At 42.4% G+C, this 26,480-nt stretch carries 27 protein-coding genes; 16 read left to right on the top strand and 11 right to left on the bottom strand.

Annotated elements, in window-relative coordinates:
* Window positions 1–9: 9 nt before the first annotated feature.
* Window positions 10–609, bottom strand: a complete 600-nt coding sequence (recU, locus tag ETB99_RS07745) for a Holliday junction resolvase RecU (RefSeq protein ID WP_171700326.1) — start codon at window positions 607–609, stop codon at window positions 10–12.
* A 384-nt stretch (window positions 610–993) separates the two neighbouring features.
* On the opposite strand from recU, the gene ETB99_RS07750 reads away from it, so the two are divergent.
* Window positions 994–1,197 (top strand): hypothetical protein, encoded by a 204-nt coding sequence (locus ETB99_RS07750; protein ID WP_006319523.1) that lies wholly within the window; start codon window positions 994–996, stop codon window positions 1,195–1,197.
* 24 nt (window positions 1,198–1,221) lie between these two features.
* Here the strand turns inward: ETB99_RS07750 and ETB99_RS07755 are convergent, their stop codons facing one another.
* Entirely contained in the window at window positions 1,222–1,389 is a 168-nt protein-coding gene (locus tag ETB99_RS07755; protein ID WP_171700327.1) for a hypothetical protein, read from the bottom strand.
* 62 nt (window positions 1,390–1,451) lie between these two features.
* Window positions 1,452–1,664, bottom strand: a complete 213-nt coding sequence (locus tag ETB99_RS07760; protein WP_012574773.1) for a YppF family protein — start codon at window positions 1,662–1,664, stop codon at window positions 1,452–1,454.
* A gap of 153 nt (window positions 1,665–1,817) precedes the next feature.
* Here ETB99_RS07760 and ETB99_RS07765 point away from each other — a divergent pair, with 153 nt between their 5' ends.
* Complete coding sequence (locus ETB99_RS07765; RefSeq protein WP_171700328.1) at window positions 1,818–2,153, top strand: YppG family protein; 336 nt, start codon at window positions 1,818–1,820, stop codon at window positions 2,151–2,153.
* A 21-nt stretch (window positions 2,154–2,174) separates the two neighbouring features.
* On the opposite strand, the gene ETB99_RS07770 is transcribed toward ETB99_RS07765, so the two are convergent.
* Window positions 2,175–2,597: an Hsp20/alpha crystallin family protein gene (locus ETB99_RS07770; RefSeq protein WP_129000405.1), complete on the bottom strand. Its 423-nt coding sequence runs from the start codon at window positions 2,595–2,597 to the stop codon at window positions 2,175–2,177.
* Window positions 2,598–2,986: 389 nt separating this feature from the next.
* On the opposite strand from ETB99_RS07770, the gene ETB99_RS07775 reads away from it, so the two are divergent.
* Window positions 2,987–4,633, top strand: coding sequence for a glycerol-3-phosphate dehydrogenase/oxidase (locus ETB99_RS07775; RefSeq protein ID WP_143271269.1), 1,647 nt, complete (start codon window positions 2,987–2,989; stop codon window positions 4,631–4,633).
* A 2-nt stretch (window positions 4,634–4,635) separates the two neighbouring features.
* Here the strand turns inward: ETB99_RS07775 and ETB99_RS07780 are convergent, their stop codons facing one another.
* The 6 genes from ETB99_RS07780 to ETB99_RS07805 all read right to left on the bottom strand — a co-directional run bounded on the left by ETB99_RS07780 (window position 4,636) and on the right by ETB99_RS07805 (window position 9,674).
* Complete coding sequence (locus ETB99_RS07780) at window positions 4,636–5,424, bottom strand: EcsC family protein (RefSeq protein WP_171700347.1); 789 nt, start codon at window positions 5,422–5,424, stop codon at window positions 4,636–4,638.
* 73 nt (window positions 5,425–5,497) lie between these two features.
* Window positions 5,498–5,923 (bottom strand): Hsp20/alpha crystallin family protein, encoded by a 426-nt coding sequence (locus ETB99_RS07785; RefSeq protein ID WP_077428575.1) that lies wholly within the window; start codon window positions 5,921–5,923, stop codon window positions 5,498–5,500.
* Between the two features lie 73 nt (window positions 5,924–5,996).
* Window positions 5,997–6,257: a hypothetical protein gene (locus ETB99_RS07790; RefSeq protein ID WP_012574780.1), complete on the bottom strand. Its 261-nt coding sequence runs from the start codon at window positions 6,255–6,257 to the stop codon at window positions 5,997–5,999.
* Window positions 6,258–6,268: 11 nt separating this feature from the next.
* Window positions 6,269–7,234, bottom strand: coding sequence for a hypothetical protein (locus ETB99_RS07795; RefSeq protein WP_171700329.1), 966 nt, complete (start codon window positions 7,232–7,234; stop codon window positions 6,269–6,271).
* Window positions 7,235–7,279: 45 nt separating this feature from the next.
* Complete coding sequence (locus ETB99_RS07800; RefSeq protein WP_171700330.1) at window positions 7,280–8,371, bottom strand: GGDEF domain-containing protein; 1,092 nt, start codon at window positions 8,369–8,371, stop codon at window positions 7,280–7,282.
* Between the two features lie 70 nt (window positions 8,372–8,441).
* Window positions 8,442–9,674, bottom strand: a complete 1,233-nt coding sequence (locus ETB99_RS07805; protein ID WP_171700331.1) for an aminopeptidase — start codon at window positions 9,672–9,674, stop codon at window positions 8,442–8,444.
* Between the two features lie 117 nt (window positions 9,675–9,791).
* Here ETB99_RS07805 and ETB99_RS07810 point away from each other — a divergent pair, with 117 nt between their 5' ends.
* From ETB99_RS07810 to bioC, 10 genes are all read left to right on the top strand, one after another.
* The gene (locus tag ETB99_RS07810; RefSeq protein ID WP_171700332.1) at window positions 9,792–10,223 is read left to right on the top strand and encodes a hypothetical protein; all 432 of its coding nucleotides are present in this window, start codon (window positions 9,792–9,794) and stop codon (window positions 10,221–10,223) included.
* On the top strand, window positions 10,220–11,341 hold the full coding sequence (locus ETB99_RS07815) for a glycerate kinase (protein WP_171700333.1): 1,122 nt from the start codon (window positions 10,220–10,222) through the stop codon (window positions 11,339–11,341). The genes ETB99_RS07810 and ETB99_RS07815 overlap by 4 nt, the downstream gene beginning before the upstream one ends.
* A 148-nt stretch (window positions 11,342–11,489) precedes the next feature.
* Window positions 11,490–13,787 (top strand): putative bifunctional diguanylate cyclase/phosphodiesterase, encoded by a 2,298-nt coding sequence (locus tag ETB99_RS07820; protein WP_171700334.1) that lies wholly within the window; start codon window positions 11,490–11,492, stop codon window positions 13,785–13,787.
* A 118-nt stretch (window positions 13,788–13,905) separates the two neighbouring features.
* The gene (locus tag ETB99_RS07825; protein ID WP_006319574.1) at window positions 13,906–14,766 is read left to right on the top strand and encodes an ABC transporter ATP-binding protein; all 861 of its coding nucleotides are present in this window, start codon (window positions 13,906–13,908) and stop codon (window positions 14,764–14,766) included.
* Window positions 14,702–15,634 carry an iron-hydroxamate ABC transporter substrate-binding protein gene (locus ETB99_RS07830; protein ID WP_375153712.1) on the top strand — a complete coding sequence of 311 codons (933 nt, stop codon included), beginning with the start codon at window positions 14,702–14,704 and terminating at the stop codon, window positions 15,632–15,634. The genes ETB99_RS07825 and ETB99_RS07830 overlap by 65 nt, the downstream gene beginning before the upstream one ends.
* Window positions 15,635–15,694: 60 nt before the next feature.
* A complete protein-coding gene (locus ETB99_RS07835; protein WP_077428568.1) occupies window positions 15,695–16,669 on the top strand; it encodes a FecCD family ABC transporter permease in 975 nt (324 codons plus the stop codon).
* A complete protein-coding gene (locus ETB99_RS07840) occupies window positions 16,666–17,673 on the top strand; it encodes a FecCD family ABC transporter permease (RefSeq protein WP_171700335.1) in 1,008 nt (335 codons plus the stop codon). Before ETB99_RS07835 ends, ETB99_RS07840 begins: the two co-directional genes overlap by 4 nt.
* Before the next feature lie 60 nt (window positions 17,674–17,733).
* Window positions 17,734–18,906 carry an 8-amino-7-oxononanoate synthase gene (bioF, locus tag ETB99_RS07845; RefSeq protein WP_171700336.1) on the top strand — a complete coding sequence of 391 codons (1,173 nt, stop codon included), beginning with the start codon at window positions 17,734–17,736 and terminating at the stop codon, window positions 18,904–18,906.
* Window positions 18,903–19,583 (top strand): alpha/beta fold hydrolase, encoded by a 681-nt coding sequence (locus tag ETB99_RS07850; RefSeq protein ID WP_006319578.1) that lies wholly within the window; start codon window positions 18,903–18,905, stop codon window positions 19,581–19,583. Before bioF ends, ETB99_RS07850 begins: the two co-directional genes overlap by 4 nt.
* Window positions 19,576–20,343, top strand: coding sequence for a malonyl-ACP O-methyltransferase BioC (bioC, locus tag ETB99_RS07855; protein ID WP_004889989.1), 768 nt, complete (start codon window positions 19,576–19,578; stop codon window positions 20,341–20,343). The genes ETB99_RS07850 and bioC overlap by 8 nt, the downstream gene beginning before the upstream one ends.
* Here bioC and speD read toward each other — a convergent pair.
* Window positions 20,336–21,109 (bottom strand): adenosylmethionine decarboxylase, encoded by a 774-nt coding sequence (gene speD / locus ETB99_RS07860; protein ID WP_171700337.1) that lies wholly within the window; start codon window positions 21,107–21,109, stop codon window positions 20,336–20,338. The two genes, bioC and speD, sit on opposite strands and share 8 nt — an antisense overlap.
* 109 nt (window positions 21,110–21,218) lie before the next feature.
* Here speD and ETB99_RS07865 point away from each other — a divergent pair, with 109 nt between their 5' ends.
* The 3 genes from ETB99_RS07865 (at window position 21,219) to ETB99_RS07875 (ending at window position 25,908) form a co-directional block, all read left to right on the top strand.
* A complete protein-coding gene (locus ETB99_RS07865; protein WP_171700338.1) occupies window positions 21,219–23,045 on the top strand; it encodes a monovalent cation:proton antiporter family protein in 1,827 nt (608 codons plus the stop codon).
* A 111-nt stretch (window positions 23,046–23,156) separates the two neighbouring features.
* The gene (locus ETB99_RS07870; protein ID WP_171700339.1) at window positions 23,157–23,483 is read left to right on the top strand and encodes a nucleoside triphosphate pyrophosphohydrolase; all 327 of its coding nucleotides are present in this window, start codon (window positions 23,157–23,159) and stop codon (window positions 23,481–23,483) included.
* Window positions 23,476–25,908: a DEAD/DEAH box helicase family protein gene (locus ETB99_RS07875; RefSeq protein ID WP_171700340.1), complete on the top strand. Its 2,433-nt coding sequence runs from the start codon at window positions 23,476–23,478 to the stop codon at window positions 25,906–25,908. The genes ETB99_RS07870 and ETB99_RS07875 overlap by 8 nt, the downstream gene beginning before the upstream one ends.
* The last annotated feature ends 572 nt before the right edge of the window (window positions 25,909–26,480 follow it).

Here is a 26,480-nt window from a genome sequence, read left to right on the forward strand (position 1 = left end):
CCTCCTATTCTAAAAATATAGTTTGTCTACAATTTGAATATAATCGATTCGTGGGTGATAGCCAAGTGGAATGAGATGCCCATGTCGTTCCACTTCCGCTTTTGTCATCGACTTGCGCCCCCCTTGTTGCTTGCGCTCCCAATATTCAAGAAGGTGATGTGCATCGAACAAATATGTTTCATCGAATGTCGTGAAACGCAAAATCACGAAGCAAATCGCTCCGTGGACTAACACTTGTTTCATATGTTCGATTTGATGTTCATGAAAATTTTGAAGCGGAAACGATGTACGATTTCGTGTTTCCTTCGCTTCAAAGTCAATGTATTTCCCACGGTATATGCCATTATAGTCCGTCGTGGACGGTTGTTTAAAGTACGCTTCTTTAATGACAGCAGCGCTCCGTTTCGGATAATCGACGCGTACAATTTGTATTGGCGTTGGCTTTTTATGAATGACGGCAATACCTTGAGCTAAGTAGTAGGCGTTTGTTTCATTTAAATCCGCCTCTAGCGTCATTCCGCGATTCCCATACGTATCAGAAGCAGAGGCGCGCAACGTCTGTTCATTTTCTTTTTTTTCATACGCTCGCCCATTCGGATATTTAAACATATCATCCCCCCTTGAATGTTCAACATTATACCATATGTTTCGTCCGTTCGTCATTTTCATGAAAATTAGAAAAAGCGAGCATATTCGCTCGCTTCCTTTCCTTATGTAGAAGGACGGTCCGGGCCTTCTAGCTTTTTGTCGCCGAAGCCTGTCGTTTCTTCTTGCTTCGGTTTTTGCTTTTTCTTTTTCTCTTTTTTCGCCATCGCCATGCCTCCTTTCGCTTTTTTATTTTGACCGCTCATGTCAAAAACATGCGCATCGATTTGTCGAATTTTGTACACACAACACTTTGTTTGCCGAATTTCTTCTAGTTTTGTCAAGTGAGAAGGGAAGAGGTAGTGGATGGAGAATATGTATGGCAAAGGACGAAAGGGGAGTTGGAGGATGGAGCATATTCAAATGCAACTACAACAGTTGTTTGATGAAATTGAACAGTTAGAAAATAAATTAAAAGAGCGTACGGCAGAACAAATGGCTACGCATTACGATATGCAACAAGATCGTTTACAACATATCGAACGCCAACTCGACAACATCGAACAGCAAATTGAAAAAAAAGAAACGTATACGTTCGCTCCGGCAATATAAAAGAGGTGGCAAATGGTGCCACCTTTATTCTTTCACACGCTCAATTGTAACTGGACGATGCTCTCCATTTCCTACGGTGTCAATGGCATAGTCGACTACTTCACGTTGCTTCGATGGTGCCGATTCGCCATGTTTTGGCTTCTCGCTTTCATGCCCTTTTTTCTTATGATGAAAATGAACACCTCGACCCATTTTCACAGATGCCTCCTTTGTCATGCTAACGTCTTACTTAGCATGGCACAAAAGGGAACTAATCATTCAATGCTTCCTGAATATTGCTCGACTCGCTCATCATCGGGTTTGTATGCTCCAAGCGCCTCTAAATCGCGAACAAGATGGCGGTATGCGCCGAGTGGCAATTCGTTGCGCAAGTAAAGTTGACGCGCAAAATCAAGCAGTTCGTTCGCATCGATCGGTTCATATTGCTTTGTCGCAATAAATTTGTTTTTTAATTCAATGATTGTCATAATTATTCCCTCCCCCTTTTCCATTTATCATAACATAAAAAAAGACGACATGCTAAATTCAAAAAATTGAGAATTCCGACATCGATTGACATGATTAGTCACGAACCATTTTACCTTAAGCGAATACGATGTAATGAAAGGAGATGAAAACATATGTATCAATCGTGGCCTACGATGCAAATGCCACATATTCCACCAGTGAACTATTATCCATACTATTCTCAACCGGTGTCGTTTCCAGCTCAGCCAGTCGTTCCCCCTGTTGCACCATCGATGTCTCCATTCACTCCGCCAGCGGCTTCTCCTTTTGTACCGCCGATGCCTCCATTCGTTCCTGCCCCGAAACCGCCAAGCTTGCTTGAGCAGTTTAAAACAAAAGAGGGAACGTATGACATCACAAAAATGATGAATACGATGGGGCAGGCGGTGCAAGTGATGAACCAGATGAGCGGTCTTGTAAAAGGATTAACGCAAACGTTTAAATTGTAACGTTTGCGTTTTTTCGTGCATTTATTCGATGGGGATAAATGTTTTTCTCTGTGGAAGACGAATGATCAGTTTGCCATCTTGAAATGATGCTTGAATGTCTGATTCACTTACAGGATAAGGAAGAAAAATCGATTTTGTCGCTCGTTCATACGTGCGTTTGCGCTGAACGAATTTCTTTTCATCATCAATCGTTTCTATTTGCTCATCATAAATAACCGACAACAATAGACGTGTATTGTCTATAAACTGTAGATGGACGCTATCGCGTGTCGCATTCGGAAGATGGGCGATAATGACGTATTCTTCCTTTGTTTCACGTACATCGATCGGGATATAGATCGGTGAAAATGTACGATGCACATATTCATCAAGCGTGTATAACAGTTTTTTTAATGACCGATCATCAAAAAATGAATCAAGTATATGAGACAAATCTTTTTTCATCAATATCACTCCTTATGACATACGTTTGTTCGTAATATATGCAGGAAAAAATAAATTGTTCGCGAAACCTTTTATGTTGTGGTTCGTAAATATGTAAAAGAGATGAGAAAGGAAGAGAGCGTGTGCAAAGAAAACGAAAGAAAAATGAACGACCAAATGTGAAAAAAATCGTCAACAAATATAAAGAAAGAGGAATGAATATTAGCTTATGTAAACCACGTTCAGCCATCAAATGGCTTTTTGTGCAAAACAGTTGCCTTTTTCCACACATATGATACAATGAAACTAAAGTTCATACATGTCAAGAGACGAAGAGAGACCATACATGCATAATGAGTAAAACTTATTGTGCTTGTTTTGGTCTCTTTTTGTTTTTACAAGGGGGAATGATGATGTTTTCAGCAAAAAGACGACTGCAAATGATAGAAGAAATGAGCCAAACGACGTACGATGTGCTGATTATTGGCGGGGGAATTACCGGCTGTGGCATTGCGCTCGATGCAGCGACGCGCGGCATGAAAACAGCATTGATTGAGATGCAAGATTTCGCCGCTGGAACATCGAGTCGTTCAACGAAGCTCGTTCACGGGGGCTTACGTTACTTAAAACAGTTTGAAGTGAAAATGGTTGCAGAAGTCGGGAAAGAGCGAGCCATCGTATATGAAAACGGTCCTCATGTGACGACGCCGGAATGGATGTTATTGCCGATTCATCGCGGCGGCACGTTCGGGAAATGGAGCACGTCGATTGGATTATGGGTATATGATCATTTAGCACGCGTTAAAAAAGAAGAGCGGCGAACGATGTTATCCGCGCATGAAACGTTACAAAAAGAACCATTAATTAAACAAGATGGACTGCTCGGTGGCGGGTATTATGTTGAGTATCGCACAGATGATGCACGTTTGACGATTGAAGTTATTAAAAAAGCAGTAGAATGCGGGGCGCATGCTGTCAACTACGTGAAGGCGGAGTCGTTTTTGTACGATAAAAACGGGCGCATCCATGGCGTGATGTGTCGCGAGCAAACGACAGGAAAAACATTTACGATCTATGCGAAAAAAATAGTGAATGCAGCAGGTCCATGGGTGGATGTACTGCGTGAAAAAGACGGCTCACATGTCGGAAAAAAATTGCGTTTAACAAAAGGCGTACACATCGTCATCGACCAAGCACATTTTCCGCTTAAGCAAGCGGTATATTTTGATACGCCTGACGGTCGGATGGTATTTGCCATTCCGCGTGAAGGAAAAACGTACGTGGGAACAACAGATACGTTTTACGAAGGAGACCGCGCTCATCCGAAAATGACGCGTGAAGATCGCGACTATTTATTACGTGCCATTCATTACATGTTTCCGTCCGTTCATTTGACGGAACAACAAATTGAATCAAGCTGGGCTGGAATTCGTCCGCTCATTTATGAAGAAGGGAAAGATCCGTCTGAAATTTCCCGCAAAGACGAAGTTTGGCAATCCCCGTCTGGTCTCATTACGATTGCAGGAGGAAAGTTAACTGGCTATCGCAAAATGGCGGAAACGGTTGTTGACCTTATTGCTAAACAGTTAGATGGGGCGTATCCGCCTTGCCAAACGAAACATTTACCAATTTCTGGTGGAGACATCGGTGGTGCGAGCCGATGGCATACGTTTCTATCCGAAAAAGTAACTGAAGGGCTTGCTTACGGGTTTACAGAAAAAGAAGCAAAACAGCTCGTGCAGCGATACGGTACGAATGCCGATCGTTTATTTGCATTAGCTCGTACGTATGATCCTAATAACGTATCGCTACCGCTCGATTGGTATGTGATGTGCATCTATGCGCTCGAACACGAAATGACCGTTACGCCGCTTGACTTTTTCATTCGACGTACCGGGGCGCTCTTTTTCGGCATTCATACGGTTCGCGAAATAAAAGATGCCGTCATTGCACTTATGCAGTCATATTTTCATTGGACAGAAGAAGAACGAAACCGATATGAACAACAAGTAAACATGGCGCTTCATGATGCCGTCATTCCTTGCGATGAAGCGTAACGTTAGGCGGGGGCTCCCGCCTTTTCTATTTCTTCCAACCTTTCTATAATGCGTCGTTTACGATAAAACATTGCACCTGCTTCAGCAATGTCGTGAATCATCGTTTGATTTGTCCATGCTCCAAATAACATTCCTACAATCGGAACGGATTGAAACAACTTTTTCCAACCGTACTGGTCGCGAAACGCCCAAACGATTTCGCGCCATCCTTGTAATTGTGACATCGTTTGTCGTTCATTTTTTGCTGTCCATTCATTTAATATCGCTTGCTTGCCAACGACGTCAGCAAGCGCAAATTGTAAACATTTGACGATAAACAATCGTTCTTCTTTTTCATGTGGATCAAATCCGTATACGATCGCAATTTCTTGCAACGTTTTTAAAGCGGTGCCTAAAACGACAGCAACATCGAGAAGCAACGTAAACGCCCCACCCAATCCTGTCGTTGCCCCTTGATACATCGCAAACGTTTTACGTTTCGCAATTAATGTTTCACACGCTTCATTCATCCGTTGTAAAGGAATCGAACGAACAGCGTGTAGCGTTGGCACTCCATAAAACGTTGATAAAACGGCTTCTTTATTTACTAAATATTGTCCGCCTGTTTGAATATATTGGCCAAGCTCATCAAGCAATTGCGCCATTTTTTTATGTATCCACGCCGGGGTCAATCGATCAAGTAAAACAAAAGGCAAACGGCTTATTTTTTCCCAAAACCAAATGCGCTTTTGTTCTTTTTCCCATTGTTCAATAAGATGAAGTTGCTCGATTAAAAACGATTTGTCATCCATTTCTTTCACCTCATGCATACATACGTGTGAACCGCATAAAAGTTTCAAAAAAACACCGGCGATCGTGCCGGTGTCAATGAAATTGTACGTCAATTCGTTTTTTTCCATCAGCCTGCGCTTTCGGAATACGAATTTCAAGTACACCATTTTTATATGATGCTTGTACATGTTCATGTGCGGCAGGGGAGGGAAGGGGAATGGTACGATGAAATCGCCCATAAAACCGCTCTTGCCGATGCATATGTTCATCGTGTACGTCGTGTTGTCGGCGCACGTGTCCGCTAATCGATAACGTTTGATGATCGATATGAATATCGACGTCTTCTTTTCGCTCTAACCCCGGAATGTCGCACGTCACAATCATTTCTTTTTCATTTTCATGCACATCGACGCGAGGCATACGAAACACATCATCTACGTGCGAAAAAAGGGAAGGAAAGCTAGAAAACATACGTTCTATATCTCGTCGCATCACATCTAATGAACGAAACGGATCCATCGAAAAACCTCCTCGTATTATATTCGCTACGTATTTTGTGCAAATGACGAGATGTTATACAAAAAAACTTGCCTTAGCGGGAAGGCAAGTTTTCAAGCTGTTGTACGTATAAACGGACGAGTTCGTATTGTTGTTTCGCATCGAGCGATGATGACGCAATGCGCTTGAGCGCCAATGAAAATTTTTCGTAAGGCGATTTTCTCAAACGAGGATGTGTCATTTCATCTAATAAATCGCGGCGAATCGCATCGTATAGGACAGTTTCTGCATTGTTTTCTGTGGCAGGCAACGAACGGTTTGACCATAATGATCGATATGCTTCTAATAGCTCCATGAAAACCCTCCTCAGTCAATACGTGTAATCGTTTCTGCCATTTGCAAAAACGGGTCTAACCCATCAGCTTGCTGAACGAAAATGGTGAGTCGCATCGGCGTTCCGCTCTTTACAACAAATACATATACTTCTCCATCTGTAATGGCACTTTTATATACGTCCGCTCCGTTTAAAAGCGTTCCTTTTGTCCACGTTACTTTTTCGACTGTGCCGTCTTTACTGCTTGCCTTTACGTACTGTTCTGCTTGTTCCTCGATTAACGACCAGTCCGCACCATCATCAATAAGTTCTACTGTCATCGATGCTTTTTCTTCGTCGAGAAAAATCATATCTTTGCCCGGTTCGACCGCTTCGGCTTGATAACCGTTTAAAATGTTTGCTTGAAACGGCTGATTGCTACTTTTGTATGTGAAAAATGATTCGTTCGGTTGTTCACTCGTTTCCGTTTCGGTCTGTTGAATCGTTTTTGCCATCGTCATAAAGCGGTCAAGCCAATTATCTTCTTTTTTCGTAAACACCGTTAAAAACATCGGTGCATCTTCTGTTACGCCAATAATATATACGACACTATTATCGACAGATGCTTCGTATACAATAGCATCTTCAAACGGCAATGTCCCTTCAAACGGAGTAGCTTCCTCAGAGACAGCCATAGCCCGTTCTTTTGCGTACGTTTCCATTTGCTCTTTCGCCTCTTTTGGCAAAAGTTCAATGCGCATCCATTGCTCTTGCTCACTTTCATGCATGACGACATCTTTTCCTGGCTCTTCTGCCTCTAAACTAAACTTCGGTAATAATGAAATCGTAAACGGTTGATTTGTACTTTCAACAGGTGTCAATTCAAGCGGTGCTTGTTTTTTTTGTTGCTCTTCATTTGCAACAGGCTGTTTTGCTGGCGCAGTTGTTTGTTCGTTGCAAGCGGAAAGCAATGTAACAGCCGCAACGATGCTAATAAGTAACTTCGACCGTTGTTTCATATTTGTCGCTCCTTTAATTGTTTTTACTTTTATTGTCGTATAGTTTTACGTTTCATGCAAGTATTCCTTTTTATATACAACGGTGCGATTTCGTCCTTGTTGTTTCGCTTCGTATAAAGCGATATCTGCTTGCTTAAACAGCTCTGATTCATTTGTTGCAAGCATTGGAAAAACAGAAATACCGATGGAAATCGTAATATGCACTGTCTGTTGTTGCACGAAAAACGAATGTTGTTCAATCGTTGTTCGAATATGTTCAGCAAACGTCATCGCTTCACGTTCACAAGTTGGAAGTAAAATTGAAAATTCTTCTCCGCCGTTGCGAAACGCGAAACCGTTTTTTGGGACGAGCGAGCGAATGACTTCCCCGAGATGACGTAAAATGACATCTCCGCCATCGTGTCCATACGAGTCATTAATGCATTTAAAGCGGTCAATATCAAATAAAATAAGCGCCAAACAGCTTTGTTGTTCGTTTGCTTTTGTGATGTTTTCGCGCAATAACGTATGAAACTGCCGCACGTTATAAAGCCCGGTTAAAAAATCAGTCGTTGCCCATGCTTTATAATGTTGCAACATTTCTTTTGATTGGCGAATATCTTTACAAATATTAGAAGCCACATATGTCGCAATAATGGAGATAGGCCAAAAAGTGAATAACGTTTGCGTGTAAATATCGTGATCTGGGATATTAACAAACAAAGCAAATAAAATGAGTGCCATGCTGTAGGTGTTCATCCAAAAAGTTGTTGTTATGATATGCCGTTTCATCCAGCGACTTATGAATCCACAACCGATCGCAATCGCAACAGAAATAAAAAAAGAAACGATTGACGCGGACATATTTCCGAATAAAAATCGTCCTGCCCCCATGATGATACCTGCCGCTAGAGCGCTCGGCATGCCACCATAGTAGCTAATGACAACGAGCGGAACGTGGCGCAAGTCTGCAATGACTCCATGTCCAAGCGGAATGGAAAAAAACATAAGCACGATGCTTAATAAACCGCAACAAGCGCCTGCAAGTAGACGCATATAAACAGAGGATTGTTTATGAATCGTTGAGGGGAAAAATTTGCTAATTAAATAAAAACCAGCAATAAGTATGCCGCTATTGGCAATAAATTGTTTTATCATCGTCCGCTCCTCCTCTCTTTGCCAATATATGCGAACGAAAAAAATGTTGCGGACAAACGCCGCAACATTTTTAAATCGAAATGACCCATTCACCGTTTCGCATAATCGGTTCGCGCACACCGTCTTTTGTAACCCCATCGACGTTTAATTCATGCGAACCGATCATAAAATCTTCATGCACTAAACTATCGTTTGCGCCACGTGCAAGCAACTCCTCCGTGCGCATATTCGTTCCGCCTTCAATATTTGTCGGATATGCTTTGCCGAGCGCTAAATGCGAGGCAGCATTTTCATCAAATAACGTATTATAAAAAACAAGATTCGATTGAGAAATCGGGGAGCGATGCGGGACGAGCGCAATTTCTCCTAGTCGGCGTGCGCCTTCGTCTGTATCGAGCAAATGTTTCAATGTATCGTAACCGACTTCCGCTGTAAAATCAACGACTTTGCCATCTTTAAATGTCAGCGTAAAGCCATCAATAATATTTCCACCGTAGTTAAGCGGTTTTGTATTGCGCACAACGCCGTTCGTTCCATCTTTATGTGGCATTGCAAACACTTCTTCTGTCGGCATATTTGGGTTAAATACGATGCCGTCTGTACTTTTTGCAGCGCCACCAGCCCAAACATGACCATCTGGCAACTCGACGGTTAAATTCGTTCCAGGTCCGTCATAAATGAGTTGTTTATATTGTTTGTTATTTAAATAATCAACGATGCGAGCTAATTTTTCGTTATGCGTTTTCCATGCCGCAATCGGGTCATCTTGATCTACGCGTGTCACTTGGAAAATGACGTCCCATAATTTTGCGATCGCTTCGTCTTCATTCATATTCGGAAATACTTTTTTTGCCCATGCTGGCGTCGGCACAGCAATTAAAGACCAACAGTTATGATCGGCCATTAGGCGACTACGGTAATGTTGCAGCGCCATGCTTGCCGCTTTCGTCGCCGCAGCAACGCGCGCAGGATCAATATCTTTTAATAAGTCTGGATTCGGTGCATAAATACTTAAAAACGCTCCACCTTTTTCAGCGACTTTCTCGCGTCCTTTCGCAAGCCAAGACGGGTATTCATGAAGCGCTTCTTCTGGTGCGTGTTTAAATTTTATGTACGTGATTTCTTCATCGCTCCACTCGACATGCACATGTTTTGCCCCCGCTTCGTACGCTTTTTTAGCAATTTCGCGCACAAGTGGGGCAGACGGTAACGGAGCGTTAATAAACAACGTTTGTCCAGGTTGAATGTTAACCCCAACACGTACAGCGAGTTCGGCATATTTTTGTAACTGTTTCTCTAACATAACAACTCCTCCTCGTTGTAAAGCATACTCTCATTTTAACAAAACGAAGGATGTTGTGAAAACATTTTCGCCTGTATTATGATTAAGGAAGGAACATAACGAGAAAGGGAATGACCTATGGCATGTGGTGACCAACAATTATTTTATATTGAAGGACTATTTATTTGTGCTTATGAACGAACAGTTGATGTGCAAGTGAAAGGGGAGACGCTTACGTTTACAACGAACGAGCCGATTATTGGCTTTTGTGCAGGGGATGATGTTGGCGTCGCTTTTTATGAAATAGATGGGGAGAAAAAGCTTATTTCGCTTGAAAGAAAAGACGGCTCACCACTTTCGTATGTAAATGGGGAATGGTTTGCGGAAATTGTATTTATCGATTCGGTTGATGAGACAACGTTTTTATTTGATTTGTATCGTTCACCTTATCGCGATTATGAACGAATGGTAACAAGCGCGCCGTTTTCGCGCGAACGTGGAACGATCATGACCGTTTTGTTTGCTCGACAAGACGGAAAAAATAGATTAAAAAAGGTTGTGAGCGGATGAATGTTGTTCTTGCGCCAGATTCGTTTAAAGGAAGTTTATTAGCGAGCGAAGTATGCACAATTATAAAAGAAGCGTTTCAACATGAGTACCCAGAAGCGACTGTCATTACGGTTCCGATGGCAGATGGGGGAGAAGGAACGATGGGAGCGATCGTTTCTGCAACGAACGGTTCTGTTCGGTATGTGACAGCCCATGGTCCTCTTTTTGAAACGCGACAAACGGCATATGGTGTTGTTCACGATACAGCTGTCATTGAAGTGGCCCAAGTAATCGGCTTGCCACTCGTTCCGAATGAAAAGCGAAACCCACTTCATACGACCACGTATGGTGTGGGCGAAGTGATCGCGGCAGCACTTGATGCGGGGTATCGCCGTTTCGTCATCGGACTTGGCGGAAGTAGTACAAATGACGGTGGTTTCGGCATGTTATGTGCGCTTGGAGCAACGTTTACGAATGAGAAAGGGGAACATTTGCCCCCCATACCGTCTTCTTTGCCCCATATTGCCTATGTCGATATGACATCCGTTGATCGACGTGTATACGAAAGCGAGTTTCTTGTTGCATGTGATGTCGATAACCCGCTTTATGGAGAGCGCGGAGCATCTTACATATTCGGACCGCAAAAAGGAGCGGATCGTGAAACGGTTCGTCTGTTAGATACATGGCTATATACGTATGCAAAAACAATCGAACAGCAAATCGGTCGTTCATATGCACATATGCCAGGAGCGGGAGCAGCAGGCGGCTTAGGTTTTGCCTTTTTATTGCTTGGAGGGACATTCATTTCTGGAGCAAAACTTGTTGGGGAAATGGTGCAACTGCCAGAAAAAATAAAACGAGCGCACATCGTTATTACAGGCGAAGGACAAAGTGATGCACAAACGCTATATGGAAAAGTTCCGTTTTATGTTGGGCAATTGGCCAAACGATATGATGTTCCTGCTTTTTTATTGTCCGGTAGCCTCGGTAACGGGTTTGAAAAACTATATGAATATTTCGTTACTTGTGATGCGATTGCAACCAAACCGATGACAGTAGAACAATGTATGCAATTAGCACATGCTCTTTTATATACGAAAGCCCGCAATCTTGCGCGCATATTGAAGCGGTTTTCCTAGTCGAAAACCGCTTGATTTATGCTCTCTTTATTTTTATTAAACAATGTTCTAAATGAACAATAAAAAGAAAAACAATTTTACAAGACAGATAGTTGTCCTAGTCGTTTCTTTATTTCATGCATATGATGGGGGGGAAGGAGGGAGATACGTGCAGTGGGTTGTTTTCGTCTACGTGATGATGTATTACGTAGCACTATTCGTTATGTTTGGGAAAATAGAAGTGGTGGTTGGTTCGTTCTTTTCATTAGGTGGTATACTTTTTGCGATCATTTTGTTATGGAGAGCTTCTATTCGTATGAAAACAAATGAACGTACATTTTGGAAATGGATGACCATTGGTTCGATTTGTTATTTTATCGCTGAAATGATTTATCGCATATATGAATGGATGTTTCAAACAGAACCGCCTTTTCCGAGTTTCGCAGATGTGTTTTATCTTTTGTATTCGTTCGCGTATATCATCGCGTTGCTATATGTCATCATGCAGCAACGTAAATTAGTTGTCGTATGGCAGTCATTGTTAGATGTTACGATCGTAATGTGTGTCATGATGGCATATAGTTGGATCTATATCGTTGAGCCAATGATTCGTTTAGAAGAGAGCATTTTATACATTTCCGTTTTAGTTGCCTATCCGCTTTTAGACCTTGTTATGTTGTTTTTGCTTCTCCATCTTTTTTTTGTGACCAATGTTCGTCGCATTTGGCTATGGAATATGGTCGGTGTCGGATTGTTTGTGTTTACAGATACAGTTTATTTCATACAAATGGTGCAATTCAATTATGAATCGAATTCATGGCTAGATCCGTTATGGATTTTCAGTTTGCTTATGATTGGACTGTCAGGTTACTATGCAAAAGATGGGCATTTGACGTTTCAAAAAAGCGAACAACCTTCCGCCATCAAAATTATGTTCCCATATGTATGTTTTCTTCTTTTACTATGTGCCCCTTTTATTTATCCGAATGACCGCATTGTCATAACATGTCTTGTTTTTGCGGTCGGATGTATTTTTCTGCGTCAATGGATGATGTTAAAAGAGAACCGACAGCTATTACAACAACTTCAAACATTAAACGACAATTTAGAACAAAAGATAGCGAAACGCACAAGTGAGCTAATGAAGTTAAACGAACAGCTCACTTATGAAGCTAATCATGATTTTTTAACAGGGCTTTTCAATCGCCGAGCATTTGTGGTGAAGCTTGAGCAAGAATTAATTCGCGCAAAACAACAACATCATCATTTTGCCGTTATTTTTATCGACATTGATCGTTTTAAACAAATTAATGACTATTTCGGACATCAAATTGGGGATGAATTAATTGTCCAAGTTGGACGATTGTTAAAAGAAACCGTTCGCCCAACCGATTTCATTGCTCGACAAGGTGGGGACGAATTTACAATTATTTTTACTCCGTTTAAACATGTAGATGAACTCCGTCATTTTGTTCATCGCCTCGTCTCGATTAGTCAACAACCTGTCGCTATTCGACATTTAGATATACGTATTTCGCTTAGTGTCGGTGTGGCAGTATATCCGTACGATGGGGAAACAGTGGATACGTTAATGAAACATGCTGATATTGCGCTGTATCGTGCGAAAGAGCAAGGGAAAAATCAATATCAATTTTTTAACGGTAAAATGGATCGCGTCGTGTTACAAAAAACGATGATTGAAACTGCGCTTCATGAGGCGATCGACAACAAGCAATTCACATTATTTTATCAACCGCAATTTGATGTACAAACAGGAGAGTTAATCGGAATGGAGGCGCTTATTCGTTGGATTCACCCAAAGCTTGGCGTGATTTCGCCAGCTATGTTCATTCCGATTGCAGAAGAAACGGGACAAATTATCGCGATAGGTGAATGGGTGATTGAAGAAGCATGTCGACAAATACAAATATGGAACGAACGACATGGACGATCGTTGCGTATGAGCGTAAATATTTCCCCAAAACAATTTTTAAAAGAAAATTTTGTCGAACATATTCGTGCTGTTTTACAACAAACACAATTGCTACCAGATCAGCTCGATTTAGAAATTACAGAAGGAGTTGCTGTATTTAATGAGCAGTATACGATTCAAAAATTACAACAATTGAAACAACTCGGTGTTCACATTTCAATTGACGATTTCGGTACAGGGTATTCGTCGCTTAGTTACTTGCGTAAATTTCCGATTGATCGGTTAAAAATTGCAAAACCATTTGTCGATGGCATAACAGAAGAAAAAGAAGACGTCGCTGTTGTTAAAGCGATTATCGTTCTTGCGAAAAACTTAAAACTACGTGTTATTGCTGAAGGGGTAGAGACGTTGCAACAACTTAACATTCTTCACTCGTTACAATGCGATGAAATTCAAGGATACGTCCTCGGTAAGCCTGTGCCTGCCGATCTTTTTACAACATTATATATCGAAAACCAACTTTCGCACGATTGAAGTTGGTTTTTTTATAAAAAATCATTGACAATGATAATCAATTCATGTAAATTACAATGTGTATTGATATTAATTCTCAATATCGATTAGTTGACTACATGTTCGAGGGGGTAAACATATGTCGCGGTTGTATACAGAGCAACTTTCGATCGGATATGGAGAACGCGTCATTGTTGATCGGTTAACTGTACATATTCCAGATGAAAAAATAACGACGATTATCGGACCAAACGGTTGCGGGAAATCGACGTTGTTAAAAGCGATGACACGCATCATTCGCCATCAAGAAGGAGCGGTCATTTTAGATGGAAAACAAATTTCGCAAGAGCATACGAAATTGTTAGCACAAAAAATGGCCATTTTACCGCAAACGCCAGAAAGTCCGGGGGGATTGACGGTTGGTGAGCTCGTTTCTTACGGACGGTTCCCATACCAAAAAGGATTCGGTCGGCTAACGAAGCGCGACTATGAAGTCATCGATTGGGCGCTTGAAGTGACCGGAACGATCGAATTTAAACATCGCTCCGTTGACTCGCTATCAGGTGGTCAAAGACAACGCGTCTGGATTGCGATGGCGCTTGCGCAAGAGACCGATATCATTTTTTTAGATGAACCGACAACATATTTAGATATGGCGCATCAATTAGAAGTGCTCGAATTGTTGCAACGTTTAAACCGCGAACAAAAGCGCACGATCATTATGGTGTTGCATGATTTAAATCAAGCAGCACGCTTTGCAGATTATATGATCGCGATGAAAGACGGAAAAATCGTTCAAGCAGGAACGTGCGAACAAGTGATGACGCGCGACGTATTACGAAAAGTGTTTCATATCGACGCAGAAATTGGCCGTGACCCTCGAACAAACAAACCGATGTGTATCACATACCATTTAATAAAAGGAGATGCAGAACATGTTGAAGAAGCGAATGATGTCCATTCTACTTTTGTTCGTGCTCATCTTGAGTGCGTGCGGTAATCAAGCAGCTGAAAAAGAACAAGAAAAGGAAGCAAAAGAAGCAAACGAGCCAAAAACAATGACATATCAATCTGAAACAGGTCCAGTCGAAGTGCCTACGAATCCGAAGCGCGTTGTCGTTTTATCTTCCTTTTTAGCAGGTAGTGTCATGGCGCTCGATGTACCGATTGTTGGGGTTGACTCTTGGGCGAAAATGAACCCTCGTTATGAGCCGTATTTGAAAGATGCAAAGGAAGTAACAGATGAAAGTTTGGAACAAATTATCGAGCTTGAGCCAGATTTAATTATTGCAGCGTCAACAAATAAAAACTTAGATAAATTAAAAGAAATTGCCCCAACCGTCACGTACACGTACGGAAAAGTGGATTACTTAACACAACATTTGGAAATTGGAAAACTATTAAATAAAGAAGAAGAAGCGAAACAATGGATCGATGACTTTAAAAAGCGCGCTCAACAAGCCGGTGAAGAAATTCGTGCGAAAATTGGTGAAAATGCAACCGTTTCGGTCATTGAAAACTTCGATAAGCAATTGTACGTATTCGGCAATAACTGGGGTCGTGGTACAGAAATTTTATATCAAGAAATGAAATTAAAAATGCCGAAAGCAGTTGAAGAACATGCATTGAAAGACGGATACTATGCGATTTCCCTTGAAGTGCTTCCGCAATTTGCTGGAGACTATGTCATCTTCAGCAAAAACGCAGATGGTGACCTTTCATTTACAGAAACAGAAACATATAAAAACATTCCGGCTGTAAAAAATAATCGTGTTTTTGAAGCGAATGCGAAAGAATTTTACTTTAACGACCCAATTACATTAGAATATCAGCTTGAATTTTTCAAAAAGCACTTTTTAGGTGAGTAATATAAAGAAAGAGGAGTTCGTCGTGAATTCCTCTTTCTTTATGTAAATAGAAAAGAGAGGATGCGTATGCTGAAAAAATTTGTACTTGCTTTCACTTTATTGATTACGACATTCGTTTGTGCCATTGTGATCGGAGCGGCGGATACGACAATAAAAGACGTCTGGCTAGCGATCACAGCGCCAGAAACAAACAAAATAGCAACGATGATTCACGAAGTGCGCCTGCCGCGTGAAGTAGCCGCGGTTGTTGTCGGTGCAGCGTTAGCCGTTGCTGGAGCCATTATGCAAGGGATGACGCGCAACCCACTTGCAGATCCGGGACTTATTGGACTAACGGCAGGAGCGAATGCGGCTTTAGCGATCGTGTTTGCTTTTTTTCCTTCTACAAACTATATACAAACGGTGCTCGCTTGTTTTGCTGGTGCTGCGTTCGGAGGCTTGCTCGTTTTTAGCGCGGGCGGTAAACAATTTTCACCGTTTCGGATCGTCCTAGCTGGTGCAGCCATTTCTACTTTTTTATACGCCGTCGCAGAAGGGATCGGACTTCTGTATAAAGTATCGAAAGACGTATCGATGTGGACAGCTGGCGGTATGATGGGAACGACATGGCACGAATTAAAAATCGTTACCCCTTTTATTTGTTTGGCTATGCTTATCGCTTTTTGGCAAAGTCGTCAATTAACAATTTTAAGTATGAGCGAAGAAGTAGCAGTCGGGCTTGGCCAACAACTGACGCGCGTCAAAGCAATTCTCTTTTTCGTCGTCATCGTTTTAGCTGGTGCGTCTGTTGCGCTCGTTGGCAATTTAGCATTTGTCGGTTTAATGATTCCACATCTTGTCCGTTCGTTTGTTGGAACGGATTATCGATTTATTTTGCCAATGAGTGCGATCGGAGGTGCGACATTTATGTTATTTGCCGATACGATTGCACGAATGATTCACGCACCATATGAAACACCCGTCGTCGCGGTTGTGGCTGTCATGGGGCTTCCATTTTTTCTTTTCATCGTGCGTAAGGGGGAAAAAGGATTATGATTGCACCGCTACGAAAAAAACAGCGTATAATTTTGCTCGTTCTTTTCATATTCATCTGCTTCATAACGATCATCAGCATGGGAACAGGCTATTCTTCTTTATCTTTCGACCGTCTCATTCTGGTGCTTTTAGGTGACGGGACGTTTAAAGAGCAATTCATTTTGTTTTCGATTCGTTTGCCACGCATCGTTATTACGTTGCTTGCAGGTGTGGCATTAGCATTGTCTGGTGCCATTTTACAAGTTGTGATGCGCAATGACTTAGCCGATCCAGGTGTTATCGGTATAAATGCGGGCGCAGGTGTTGGTGTCGCCTTGTTCTTTTTATTTGTTCCGATTCAAGCACAATCATTTGCTTACCTTATTCCGCTCGTCGCTTTTTGCAGCGCGCTACTTACAGCGATTCTCATCTATACGTTGTCGTACAATAAACAAATAGGACTTCAACCGATTCGGCTCGTGTTAATTGGAATCGGTTTTGCTACGGCGTTTTCGGGATTGATGATCGTTCTTATTTCAGGAGCCGATCGTACGAGAGTCGATTTTATTGCAAAATGGTTAGCCGGAGGTATTTGGGGGCTCGATTGGGCGTTCGTTCTCGCATTGTTGCCGTGGCTCATCATTCTCGTTCCGTTCGTTTTATATAAAGCTCATCGCTTGAATGCTTTGCAATTGAATGATCCTGTGGCCATTGGCATCGGCGTATCGCTCGATCGTGAACGACTCGTTTTACTATTGACGGCGGTGGCGCTTGCCGCATCGGCCGTTTCCGTCACCGGCGGTATCGCATTTGTCGGTTTAATGGCCCCACATATTGCTCGGGCGCTTGTTGGTCCTCGAAACGAGTTAAGTTTACCTGTGACGATGCTGATGGGTGGTGCGTTATTGTTGCTTGCTGATACGATTGGGCGCAATTTAATTGAACCAGATGGCCTCCCTGCTGGTGTCATCGTGTCGATCATCGGTGCTCCTTATTTTGTTTATTTATTATGGAAAAAGAAATAAACGTATGATACGATAAATGTAAACTTTTATTTTTTATAGGTTTACAAAAAGGGGAGAGGTATGTTGTGGGAGGAATTGCAAATACATATCGAACAACTTGCGGAAAAAGCGCAAAAACGAACGTTGATTCAGGCAGAAAGCGACGGATGTTTTATACATATCGATGGCCGTCACTTATTTAATTTTTCATCGAATAACTATTTAGGTTTTGCACATGACGAACGGCTTATTCACGCTAGCATGGAAGCCACAAGACGATACGGTGTAGGAGCAACGGCTTCACGCCTTGTTGTTGGCAACCATCCGCTATATGAACAAGCAGAAGATGCGCTCGTTCGTTGGAAAGGGTGTGAAGCTGCACTCATCGTCAATAGCGGATACACAGCAAACGTCGGCATTCTTTCTTCCTTAGCAGGACGGGATGCGGTCATTTTTAGCGATAAATGGAACCATGCCAGCATTGTAGATGGGGCGATTTTAAGCCGAGCGGAAGTGAGACGCTATCGCCATGCGGACGTGGATCATTTAGAAACGCTATTAAAAAAAGCCGAAAGACATAAACGAAAAATTATTGTGACGGACACGATTTTCAGCATGGACGGGGACGTTGCCCCGCTACGCGAACTCGTCGCGTTAAAAGAAATATACGGTGCGATGCTTGTCGTTGATGAAGCACATGCGAGCGGTATATATGGAGAAAAAGGACAAGGAATGGCTCACGAACACGAGATTGCTGAACAGATTGACGTACATATGGGAACGTTCAGTAAAGCGCTCGGCGCATACGGGGCATATGTGGCGGGAAAGCGAGTCGTTATTGATTATTTCATTAATACGATGCGTCCATTTATTTTCACAACCGCATTACCTCCAAGCGTGCTCGGCACCATTTGTACAGCTATTGAGATCGTACAACAAGAACGATCATTGCGCCATCATTTACATGCGTTAAGTGATTATTTTCGCACGCATCTGCAACAGGCGGGATTCGATATTGGTCAAAGCACGACGCATATTGTGCCAATTATCGTTGGCGATAACGAACGAGCGCTTGCTTTTAGCGTCCGCTTGCGTGAACGTGGCATTGTTGCGGTTGCGATTCGTCCACCAACGGTACCAGACGGCACGGCGCGCCTTCGTTTCTCACTTATGGCGACGATGACAAAAGAGCAACTCGATTGGGCGCTTGCTGAAATTACCGCAGTCGGAAAAGAAATGGGGCTGATCGTATGAACATATTGTTATTGCCGGGATGGGGAATGAAAGGAGAAGTGTTTACCCCGCTTATTCAAGCTCTTCAGCCAAGCCATGTTACCGTCGTCGCATGGGAGCATATGCATGATGTTAATCATTTTTTAGCGAAAGCAAAAGACGCTTTAACCGTCCCGTCGATTGTGATCGGTTGGTCGCTTGGCTCGCTCGTTGCTTTACAGCTCGCTATGCATGAACATGTGCAAGCGCTCGTATGCATCGGAGGGACGAGCCGGTTTACGATGACAGACGATTATCCGATCGGCTGGCATGCACGCGTTGTGGAACGAATGAAGACACAATTAATGCGCCAACCGGAAAAAACAATACAATCATTTATTGATATGTTATGGGGCGAGGAAGAAGCGCAACCGTTCCGTTATATGCATCATCATATCCCAGACTTGTTGCTAGGATTAGATTACTTATTAACGACAGACGTACGGGATCAGTTACAACAAATCGATGTACCACTCCTACTCATTCATGGAGAGCGTGATCGCATTTGTCCACCGCAAGCCGCTCAATATGTATATGAACGAACCAATCATTGTACGTTCATGCTTATGCCAAATGTCGGGCACGCCCCGCACGTCACACAGCCAAGCACGTGTGCCCATTACATTCAAACGTGGTTAGGCGGTGGAAAAAATGATTGATAAACAATTGATGCAAAAACGATTTAGCGAACGAGCAACGACATACGATCAGTTTGCGAACGTCCAAAAAAAGATGGCCCATGAATTAATAAAACGCATCGATCATCCACCTAAAACGATTTTAGAAATTGGCTGTGGTACGGGATATTTAACGAAACTGTTACATGACGCTTATCCGCAGGCAAAACTTACAGCAGTTGATATCGCTCCAGGCATGATTGAAAAAGCGAAACAAAGGCTAAATGATGCACCAATTACATGGCTGTGCGCAGACATTGAAGAAGCTGAGTTACATGAAACGTACGATCTCATTATTTCTAACGCGACGTTTCAATGGCTTATGACTCCAAAACAAACGATCGCCAAACTCGCCAAACAACGAAACGAAAGAGGACAACTTCTTTTTTCAACATTTGGCGACCGAACGTTTCACGAGTTGCACACCTCATTTGCGTATGCGCTCGCCATTCAACAAATTGACGAGCCGCTTCGCATCGGCCCATCGTTTCCGACGTTTTCCGAGTGGCTCGCTATGCATATTCGAGCGCGTGGACACGAACAGTTTGAAGTTGAATATTTTCCATCTGTACGTGACTTCTTCTTATCACTTCGTCACATCGGTGCAACAAATAGCACGTCGGGTCGCTATTGCCAACGACCATCTGTATTCAAAACAATGATGCATGAATATGAACAACGTTTTTCGGAACAAGGACTGATTCGCGCAACATATCATTGCATTTTTATTGACATCACTTAGGTGGTGTCATATTTTTTCCGTAAAAAATTTCATCCATTTCGATGCGCAATTTTTGTGTAATGGTTTCTATTTCTTCTTTAGTCAGTTGATCTTTTGACAGCTCAAACAAATAGCTATCTAAATCAAACTCACGCAATTTGCACTTCGTATGGAAAATATGTTCTTGATACACGTTTACATCAATCATGTCGTATTGTTTGCGAATGTCGTTAGGAATGTAGTTTTGAATCGATGTAATATCGTGATCAATAAATAACTTTTTCCCAGAAATATCGCGTGTAAATCCGCGCACACGATAGTCGATAATCATAATATCGGTTTCAAATGAACGAATTAAATAATCAAGCGCCTTTAACGGTGAAATTTCTCCACACGTGGCGACATCGATATCAGCCCGAAACGTGCTAATTCCATCGTTCGGATGATATTCGGGATATGTATGTACTGTAATATGGCTTTTGTCGAGCGCACAAACGACCGCTTGTGGTACAGGCGGTTGTTCTTTTGGTACTTCAATCGGTCCTTCTGAAATAAGCATCGTTACACTTGCCCCTTGAGGCACGTAATCTTGTTTGGCGACATTTAAAATATGCGCCCCGATCATATCGGCTACATTTTTTAAAATACTCGTCAATCGATCGGCATTATACACTTCGTCAATGTATGCAATATATGCTTCCCGCTCGCTTGCGCTTGTCGTGTAACAAATATCGTACATATTAAAGCTAAGCGATTTCGTTAAGTTGTTAAATCCGTGAAGTTTCATCATACATCTTCCTTTCTTTTTTCTTATCTTGCCCCGTTTATGCGAAAAAATTGTAACTTTGCTCACAAACTTATATAATGGGTGAAAAGATTGGAAGGGGGAATGAAGGATGCATGCATCGCTTTCATCATTAGTTATCGTTATTGTTGCCGCTTTCCTTACGCCACTTTTATTGCACCGTTTTCGCCTGCACATGATTCCTGTCGTTGTAGCGGAAATTGTGATAGGAATTATCATCGGAAAGACGGGATTCAATATTGTTGAACAAGATATGTGGTTAGAGACGTTATCGACATTAGGATTTTTGTTTTTAATGTTTTTAAGTGGGTTAGAAATCGATTTTTCTGCCTTTGCGAACAAAAAGAAGGGGAAGGAAGAAAAAGAGCCAAATGCGTTTTTCGTCGCTTCTATTGTATTTTTCGGCATTTTTCTCGTTTCGCTCGCTCTTTCGTACATGTTCGTTTGGCTCGGTTATATCGATAACGCCTTTTTAATGACACTCATTATTTCTACGATATCGCTTGGTGTTGTCGTTCCAACATTGAAAGATGCCCAACTCATGAAAACAACGATTGGACAAACGATTTTATTAATTGCGGTTATTGCGGACTTAGTAACAATGGTTCTTTTAGCTGTATTTGTATCGATGCATGATCCGAGTCACGGAAATGTATGGTTGTTGCTTGGATTGTTTCTTTTTGGTGTTATTTTTTACTTTGCAGGTAAATATTTTAAAAAGCGTTCGTTTATCGAAACGATGGCAAAAGGGACGATTCAAATTGGCACGCGCGCTGTATTTGCGTTGATTATCGTTCTCGTCGCGCTATCGGAAACGCTTGGTGCGGAAAATATTTTAGGTGCGTTTCTTGCCGGTGTTCTCGTTTCTTTACTGGCGCCAAATCAAGATTTCGTTCATAAGCTCGATTCGTTCGGCTACGGCTTTTTTATCCCGATTTTCTTTGTAATGGTCGGTGTCAATTTAGATCTTCGGCCATTGTTTACGCAATTCGATATTTTATTGCTTATTCCGCTTTTATTTGTCGCACTTGTCATTTCTAAAGTCGTTCCGGTGTACATATTGCGCATTTGGTATGATCGCAATACAACGCTTGCGGCAGGGTTTCTACTCGTTTCTACTTTGTCGCTTGTTATCGCAGCGGCAACGATCGCAGAGCGAATGGGGATGATTGACGAAAATATGAAAGGCGCCTTGATTTTAGTCGCTGTGCTCACGAGCGTCGTTTCACCGATTATGTTTAAAAAGCTGTATCGCGTGGAAAAAGAAGAACGAAAAAAGATGGTCAAATTGATTGGTACAAATCAATTTACGCTTGCAGCTGTTCGTGATTTGTCTCCAGATGAATATGAAACAACGCTATACCATATTCGCCAAGACAAAATTGAACAAACGGAACACATTTTCCCAATTGTCGATATCGATGATTATTCATTCGAAACGTTACAAGCACATGAGGCACTAACAGCTGACGTTGTCGTCGTTTTAACAGGTAACGAACAGACGAACGCCCAAATCGCAACGTGGGCAAAAGAGCAAGGAACCCCGCGCGTCATCGCCTTCGCAGAGTCACCATCGGTTGTTCAACAACTAAAAAGCATAGACGTCGAAACGATTTCTCTCGCCCTCTCAGCAGGAGCGATGTTAAAAGCGTTTATCGAATCACCAAACGTCGTCCATATGTTAACACAACGAGATATCGCACTTCACGAAATCGAAATGAACAACTTGGCTTATCACGGTGTGCTTCTCCGCCAATTCCCATTTCTAGGCGATTGCATCATCGTCCGCATTTTCCGCGGGCACGAATCGATCGTTCCACACGGCGACACCGAAATGCGCATCGGCGACCGCATGATCATCACCGGATCAGAGGAATATGTGAAAGAATTGCGGGAGTTGTTAGAGGGGGAGTATTGAAAACCGAGGGAGAAATCCTCGGTTTTTCCTTTTTTATGATGATTCTTTTATATATGAAAAAATTCTAGTAAAATATGTAACAGATGAAGAAAAAGTAGAGGAGAGGATACGATGCCTGTTTATAATAAATTGGTTCGAGATTTGATTCCTAAAATTATTGAAGAAGCAGGGAAGACATTTACAACGCGAACATTAAGTGATGAGGAATATCGCCAAGAACTGCGAAAAAAAGCGTTTGAGGAATTAGAGGAATATATGAATGCCTCAGATGATGTTACAGCGGTGGAAGAGCTAGCTGATTTATTGGAAATTATTTATGCGCTTGCTGAATGTCACGGGGCAACGATGGAACAAGTCGAAGCCATTCGTGCATCGAAAGCGGAACAACGAGGAGGGTTTAAAGAGAAAATTTTCTTAATTGAGGTACACGATGAGTAAAGTCGAGTTTATTAAACGTCATTTGATCGAAAAGCTAAACGAGTATATCGAAACATCTTCAACAATTTATATTTTAACGTCGTTTGTGATGAAGTCGGGCGTGGAGGTCATAAAAGAACCGCTCCAACGTGCAGCGGAGCGGGGAGCCGATATTAAAATTTGTGCGGGCGATTATTTATATGTCACACAACCCGAGGCTCTGCGCGAGCTTATCACGATCCATCCGAACATTGAAGTGCGGTTATGGAAAAGTGACGGCGTTTCTTTCCATCCGAAAGCATATTTGTTTGAGAATGAAGATGATGGGTATTTTATTATTGGTTCGTCCAATTTATCTCGTTCAGCGTTAACGAGCGGTGTAGAATGGAATATCGGCGTGCATAAATGCGTGGAAGAAAACGTCTTTGCCGAAGTAATGAATGAATTTTTAACGCTTTTTTACGCCGAACAAACGGTGCAAGTGAATGCCGAAACGTTACAACAGTATGAAGAACAATATGCTATTTATCATCAACGTCATACGAACCTCGTGCGACAATGGACGAAGCTAGAGGAAGTAGAATTGACGATTCCTATTGCAATGACAGAAAAGATGGAAGTCATTCACGATGAACAAGCATCATACGGAGTCATTCAACCACGTTTTGCACAAGTGGAAGCACTCGCCCAGCTAGAAGCAACGTATGCGGAAGGATACGATCGCGCGATGGTCGTTATGGCAACAGGGCTAGGTAAAACGTATTTAGCTGCTTTTTTCGCCCGAAAGTTTCAAAGAGTGCTATTTGTAGCGCACCGCGAAGAAATTTTACATCAAGCGAAGCGGTCGTTTGCGCAAGTGCTTTCCGATAAGACGTTTGGCATTTACGACGGCAAAATGAAAGAAAGGCAAGCCGATGTCGTCTTTGCGTCGATTTTTACGCTAAGCATGAAAAAACATTTAGAAATATTTGCGAAAGACGCGTTTGATCTCATTGTCATTGACGAATTTCATCATGCCGCTGCGAAGTCATATGAACGGGTGCTTGCGTATTTCCATCCGAAATTTTTACTCGGCATTACCGCAACCCCTGATCGCAACGACTATAAAGACGTATATGCGCTCTGTGACGGGAATGTGGCGTACCGTATTGATTTTATCGAAGCAGTACAGCGCGGCTGGCTTGCGCCGTTTCGGTATTATGGCGTGTATGATGACACCGACTATACGAAAATCGCCTGGCGCGGCAACCGCTACGATGAAGAACAATTGTTACAGGCGCAGTTGCGCACAGAAATGGCAGAAAATATTTTGCGAGCTTGGGAGAAATATAAGCAAACGAAAACGCTCGTGTTTTGTTCTTCCATTCGCCAAGCGGATTTTTTGGCCAATTATTTTAACGAACACGGCTACCGTACGGTGAGTTTGCATTCAAAACAAGTACATATTACGCGCACGAAAGCGATTGAACTACTCGAAAAAGGCGAATTAGACGCGATTTTCACCGTCGATTTATTTAACGAAGGCGTCGATATTCCAGCGGTTGATACGCTATTATTCGTTCGTCCGACCGAGTCATTAACGATTTTCACTCAACAAGTTGGGCGTGGCTTGCGTCTCCATCCAGCCAAACAGTATTGTGTCATTATCGATTTAATCGGAAACTATCGCAACGCCGATGTGAAACTCGCCTTATTCGATACGCAAAAAGAAGAGAGAAAAAAACGAAAATCTATGGTTCCTGTTGTTCCAGACGGATGTGTCGTCGACTTTGATGTTCGCGTCGTTCATTTATTAGAAGAAATGCGCAGAAAACGCCAACCACGCAAAGAAAAATTATTAGTAGACTATTACGACGTAAAACAACAGCTCGGCCGCCGTCCGACATATCTTGAACTTCATTTGCATGGACGAAGTGAAGCAAAAGAATACAGGGACGAATTCAAATCGTACGTCGGCTTTCTTTACTGGGCGGACGAATTGTCCGAGCGGGAAAAAGAAGTGTTTTTAAAGTACGAATCATGGCTTATCGAAGTCGAGCGAACAGTGATGACAAAAAGCTACAAAATGGTCGTCTTGCAGGCGATGCTAAACCGAGGGACGTCACGTTGGCATTTGCCAATGACACCAACCGAAGCCGCACCATTTTTCCATCAATATTTAACGGAAAAAGAATACCGAAAACGCATCGACTTCTCCGACGGGGAAACGAAGCGCTTATGGCAATACGACGAACAAAGAGTCGCCAAACTCATCGCCAAAATGCCGATGACCAAATGGAGCGGCAGTTCCAACGGGCTTGTTTCGTTTGCGAATAACATCTTCTCGCTCACCTTCCCCATCGCGCCAGAAGACGAACACATGCTATACGAATGGACGCAACAGATTTGCGAGTATCGGTTGCATGTGTACTTTGAGAGGAGGGGTGGGGAGAATAAGCAAATGTAATGTAGGAACAAAACATATGAGGTGTATGAGTTTTTTGTGGTTGCCTCATCACGCTGTTATTTGTGAGAGTTGTCTAACTCCAAGATGGCGACGGTAACTCGGTTCTCGAGGGCGCTAGATAGGTGCAAGAAGTTAAAATACGCTCCAAAGAGCGTGAGAACAACAATGGCTCCTCCTTCTTCTCTAAAAATAAGGATTAATCGGTAGTTGCCTTTGAACGTTTGATCGAATTGTTCGGCGGTCTGTTTGAGTGGTTAAAACTCCCACGATATGGGGATTTTGATGACTTGCTGAACATCGAAACGAATGCCGGATTGGTTGAAAAGGTGCTGAGCCAACAAATCAATGAGATTTTCATCGACGATAAATGAAAGATTCTCCGGAATGAATAGGAATTTTTGAAGGACATCATCAATGACAAGAATCGTATCGGTCGTATCCCGATGAGGGGAACCCTTAGTAAACTGACTTCGGCCATTGAATCAAATAATAGTTTGATATTGGGGATTGTTTAATCGAGGTAACAAATTTGTTGTTTTAGGTTAATGGTTTTGGTTACCTCAATTGTACTG

This window comes from Anoxybacillus sp. CHMUD (assembly GCF_013096965.1).
GTDB lineage: Bacteria > Bacillota > Bacilli > Bacillales > Anoxybacillaceae > Anoxybacillus > Anoxybacillus kestanbolensis_A.